Source organism: Peptostreptococcus sp., assembly GCF_977045075.1.
Genome location: NZ_CDRRTB010000101.1, coordinates 1 through 5,052 on the forward strand (window position 1 = coordinate 1; position 5,052 = coordinate 5,052).

The 5,052-nt window shown below is 39.7% G+C and carries 5 protein-coding genes; all 5 read right to left on the reverse strand.

Translation table 11 applies throughout. The features are described 5' to 3' along the window. Positions 1–1,276, reverse strand: a 1,276-nt coding sequence (locus ACW6OJ_RS07330) for a DEAD/DEAH box helicase (RefSeq protein ID WP_456096176.1), incomplete at its 3' end; no start/stop codon positions are given. A gap of 269 nt (positions 1,277–1,545) precedes the next feature. Continuing rightward, complete coding sequence (locus ACW6OJ_RS07335; RefSeq protein WP_456096177.1) at positions 1,546–1,791, reverse strand: hypothetical protein; 246 nt, start codon at positions 1,789–1,791, stop codon at positions 1,546–1,548. Positions 1,792–1,846: 55 nt separating this feature from the next. After that, positions 1,847–2,746, reverse strand: coding sequence for a patatin-like phospholipase family protein (locus ACW6OJ_RS07340; RefSeq protein ID WP_456096178.1), 900 nt, complete (start codon positions 2,744–2,746; stop codon positions 1,847–1,849). Beyond that, complete coding sequence (gene thiI / locus ACW6OJ_RS07345; RefSeq protein WP_456096179.1) at positions 2,730–3,917, reverse strand: tRNA uracil 4-sulfurtransferase ThiI; 1,188 nt, start codon at positions 3,915–3,917, stop codon at positions 2,730–2,732. Before thiI ends, ACW6OJ_RS07340 begins: the two co-directional genes overlap by 17 nt. A gap of 88 nt (positions 3,918–4,005) precedes the next feature. Continuing rightward, on the reverse strand, positions 4,006–5,052 hold a 1,047-nt coding region (locus ACW6OJ_RS07350; RefSeq protein ID WP_456096180.1), incomplete at its 5' end, for a cysteine desulfurase family protein.

A 5,052-nucleotide genomic window follows, 5' to 3' on the forward strand; every position in this document is an offset into this window, starting at 1 on the left:
TTTTTAGGATGGCAGCACATATATCTATCATAGAATAGTCCTCTTCATTACAGAAGTCTTCTATCCACTGGACATGCTTGGCTATATTACCTTCCTGTAGAGTTTCCTTTACCCCTTCAAAGAACTGACTAACCTTCTTTTGCTCTACATCATTTACGGATGGGATATCATGCTTTACTATCTTTGACTTGGTATATCTCTCTATATCTTTCAGCTTTCTCATTTCCCTACCAAAGGCAAAAGAAAAGGCTATGCCCTCTCTACCTGCCCTACCTGTCCTACCTATTCTGTGAACATAGTACTCGTCATCCTGAGGTAGTTCATAGTTTATTACACACTCTACGTCATCGATGTCTATACCCCTGGCAGCCACATCTGTCGCCACAAGTATATCAATTGTGCCAGCCCTGAACTTGTCCATAACTATATCTCTCTGAACCTGCTTTAGGTCGCCATGTAGGGAGTCAGCCCCGTAGCCTCTTGCCTGTAGGCTTGATACTAGCTCATCTGCACCCTTCTTAGTGTTGGTAAATACTACTGTTAGCTTTGGGTTGTATACATCTAATAGCCTCGTTAAAACCTCCAGCTTGTTGGACTTTCTAGTCTCTATATAGTACTGCTTGATATTTGAAACTGTAAGAGTCTTTCTTACTACCTTGATATGGACAGGGTCCTTTTGATACTTCTTAGTAAGCTCTAGGATAGGTCTTGGCATAGTAGCCGAGAATAGGGCTGTCTGTCTTTCTTCTGGCACATTTGATAGGATAGTCTCTATATCCTCCCTAAAGCCCATATCTAGCATCTCATCTGCCTCATCCAATACGACCATCTTTACCTGGTCTAGCTTTAGTGTCTTCCTATTAATATGGTCGATTACACGACCAGGTGTACCTATTACTATCTGTACACCCCCCTTTAGAGCCTTTATTTGCCTGTCTATAGGCTGTCCACCATATATCGGTAGGGTACGGATACCCTGCATATATTTAGCAAGCTTTCTGACCTCTTCAGACACCTGTATAGCTAATTCTCTAGTTGGACACAATACAATTGCCTGTAGTTTTCTATTATCTTTATCAATATTTTCTAGGATTGGTATACTAAAGGATGCTGTCTTTCCTGTTCCAGTCTGGGCCTGACCTATTACGTCATGACCTTCTATCATTCTAGGTATGGCCTGGGCCTGAATTGGAGATGGCTCTTCGTAGCCTAGATCCTCTATAGCTCTTTTTATTTCTTCGCTTACTTGTAATTCACTGAATTTTGATATTTCCATATATTTTCCTTTCCTTGTACATACATTGTACACATTCCTGTTATTATACATCTAACGAGAAAAAAAATCAATCATTTCTGTATAAAAAGGTCCCCTAAATCCTATAAAACTTTATTTATATTTAAAATGTTTCACCCTTCTTAGAGACCTATTTTTCAAGGCTTTTTGTACAAAAAATCCCCCCTGATGACATCACCAAGGGGGAAATATATATTTTTCTATGGTCTATTACAAATAGCTGTTCTCTTATATCTGTATTCAGTCTTCTACTATTCTACAGTAAATACAATTTCAGTATCATTGGCTCCATCAAAATGGAATACTGCTGTATATTCACCTGCTTCAGTAAAATACTGAGCCTTTATAGATAGCATCCCCAGCCCCTTTAAGTAACTGTAGTCCTTGCTATTAAGTGCTAGTCTTTCCTTGTTTGGCTTTACTATATCTACACTAGCAACTTCTGGTCCACCTAGGCCCTGGATATCGAACTTGGCTTCGTCATTTACCCTCATCACTCTAAATGAACCCCAAAGACTTAATTCTAGTCTCTGGGGTTCCCCTTATTTATATCTAACCATCAATAAATTTTTTCCACTTTTCTAGGTCTCTTTTTCCTATGTCTAGACCCTGCCTATAGAGGCCTTCTAGAACCTCTACATTCTTCTCCCTATTGGTAACCTTCATATCATCTGGATATACTACATAGGCCTTACCCTGGGCCTCCAGCCTGTCTATTAGGTCACAGGTATCATTATATACCTGGGGTCTTTTAAGTATCCTATCTATAAGGCCTGGATACTTTCTAAAGTACCAGCTTATCAGGCCTGGATGCTTGACTGGTTTCTTTCTGTAGGACCTTTCCTGGGTCCTGACTATAAAGAATTTATCATAACCCTCTTCCATGGCAATATCTAAGGGTATTCCACCTAGGACACCACCATCATAGTAGATTTTTCCCTCGTAGTGGGTTGGTGGCATAATAATTGGCAAAGATGATGATGACCTTACTATCTTCATAAGGTCTGATAATTCTTTTATGTCTCCATTGGCGAAGACTCTTGGCCTATTTGCCTCAAGGTCATAGGCAATTATCCTGAACTTGGTTGGGTTGGCCATAAAAAAGTCAAAGTCCAAGGGTAGGGCCTGACCTGGCATGGAAGTATGCTCATATATGTACTCTGAATTGAAAAACCCCTTACCTCTTAGGAAGGTCTTCCAACCACCGAAGTTTGGGTCTGCTGCCAGCTCAACAAAAGACCTCTTGGTCCTTACCCTGTCCCTAGCAATATAGTTGACCGTCATACTTGAACCAGCAGATATACCTGCTACATAGTCAAAATATATGCCATTTTCAAGTAGGGTGTTAGAGATACCGCAAGAAAATGCAGCCCTCATTCCCCCACCCTCAAAAATTAGGGCTATTTTTTCTACATTTGTCTTTATATCATTTATATTATTCTTGGTCTCCATAGTCTATTACCTCCATTACTGAAGCCTCGACTGCCGCCTTGATTAGATCCTCTACATCCAGCTTGGACTCTGACTTTTCAATACGCTCTAACCTAGGCTTAGTCACTGGCTTCTTTGGTGAAAATAGGGCACAGCAATCTGTTTCTGGTATGATTGAAGTATCATAGGTACCTATCTCTTCAGCCAACTTTATAATTTCTACCTTGTCCATGGCAATCAAGGGCCTGAATATAGGTAGAGATACAGCAGCATTAGTACACACTATACCCTGCATGGTCTGGGATGCAACCTGGCCTATGCTTTCACCTGTTATCAAGGCATCGCAATACCTTGACCTTCCTATTTCCTCTGCTATCCTCATCATAAATCTCCTAGACAAGATAGTAGTTTCTTCTTCATTACACTTTTCAGCTATGGCCTTTTGTATATCCAGTATATTTACCATGTGTAGCTTTATTGGTCCACAATACTTTGATAGAATCCTAGCTAGGTCTCTTACCTTTTCCTGGGACCTTTCATTAGTAAAGGGATATGAATGGAAGTGGACTGCCTCTATGTCTACCCCCCTCTTAGCTACTAACCAAGATGCAACTGGACTGTCTATACCACCAGACAAAAGGGTAATGGCCTTGCCATTAGTTCCAAGTGGTAGTCCACCATATCCAGCAACTGCATCTGTATACACTAGGATATGTTCCTTCCTATACTCACATGTAATTGTCAACTCAGGGTTTCTAACATCAACCTTTATATTAGGATCATTAAGCTTGCTCAATACGTAGCCCCCAATATCTATACTCATTTCCTGGGAAGTCAGCCTAAAGGACTTGTCCCCTCTCTTTGATGCTATCTTGAAAGTCTTGGCACCCTGGGCTACCTTTTCTTTAAGCATATATAGGGCAGTTTCCTTCAATAGGTCATAGTCCTGGTCCCTCTTTATAGCTGGACAAATACCAACTACACCAAAGACCTTCCTTACTTCCTCTATAACCGCTTCATAATTAGTGTCATCTACATCTATATATATTCTTCCGTATTCCTTGTATACGTTGAATTTGCCCATTGGCTTCAACATATTCCTTATATTTCTTATTAGCTTATTTTCAAATATATACCTATTTTTACCCTTTACTCCTATTTCACCATATTTGGCTATCAATATATTATACATTTGCTTTCTCCTTCGTTTTCCTTGGCCTTGATCAAGTCTAGCCCTACTTATAGACTAGTCTATACCGGTCTCAAGTAAATAACAAGACCTATCTCTTATTTTTCTTAGCAAAAAACCTAATCATTTCTATGTGCTTTTGTAATTTTTCTACAACATAGTCTATTTCTTCCTTAGTATTATCCTCTGATAAACTAAATCTTATCGTTCCATCAACCTGTTCAGGACTCAAGCCTATAGCATTTAGGACATGGCTACCCTTCTTCTTGGCTGAGCAGGCTGAACCTGTAGAAACAGATATACCCTCATCATCCAAGTAGTGGAGCAGAACTTCCCCCTTTACTTGGTCAAAGCTTACATTCAATACATGGCAAACCCCTCTTAGGAGGTCAGAGTTAAGCCTTATACCATCTATCTTTTGGGAAATCCTCATATATAGGTAATCCTTGTTGTCCCTTATTTTTTCTATATTAGCATCAAGGTCTTCAAAGAGGATTTCTATTGCCTTACCTAGTCCATATATACCAGGAACATTTTCAGTTCCAGACCTTAGATCAAACTCTTGTCCACCACCTCTTAATAAGGGCTTGAACCTGTTTAGGTCCTTTACATACATAAAACCTATCCCCTTAGGTCCATGAATTTTGTGACCACTGACAGTCATAAAATCAGCCCCTATATCCTTGATCTTAAAGTTAATCTTACCATAGGCCTGGACAGCATCTACATGGAAAAATACCTGGTCATGCCTAGATACTATCTCACCAATCTGCTGGACCGGCTGAATAGACCCCAATTCATTATTGACGTACATTATACTTACCAGGCAGGTCCTATCTGTAATTGCCTCTTCCAATTCATCCACATTTACCTGGCCTGTTTCATCTACTCCTAGGATTGTTATCTCAAAACCTTCCTCTTCTAGAGACTTTACAGTGTTTAAAACTGCAGGATGCTCTATACACGAAGTGATGATATGGTTCCTTCTCCTCTTATTAAGACCGGCCACGCTACGTATGATTGCATTGTTACCTTCTGTCCCCCCTGATGTAAATATTATTGATTTATCTTCAACTCCTATAGTCTTTGCTATATTTTCCCTTATTTTCTTTATCTTTTTTTCAACCAAAAAGCCCTT

What these genes read in the sequence shown, in the direction of transcription:
- ACW6OJ_RS07340 (WP_456096178.1), bottom strand. Translation starts at nt 2,746, where the DNA reads ATGGAGACCAAGAATAATATAAATGATATAAAGACAAATGTAGAAAAA.
- thiI (WP_456096179.1), bottom strand. Translation starts at nt 3,917, where the DNA reads ATGTATAATATATTGATAGCCAAATATGGTGAAATAGGAGTAAAGGGT.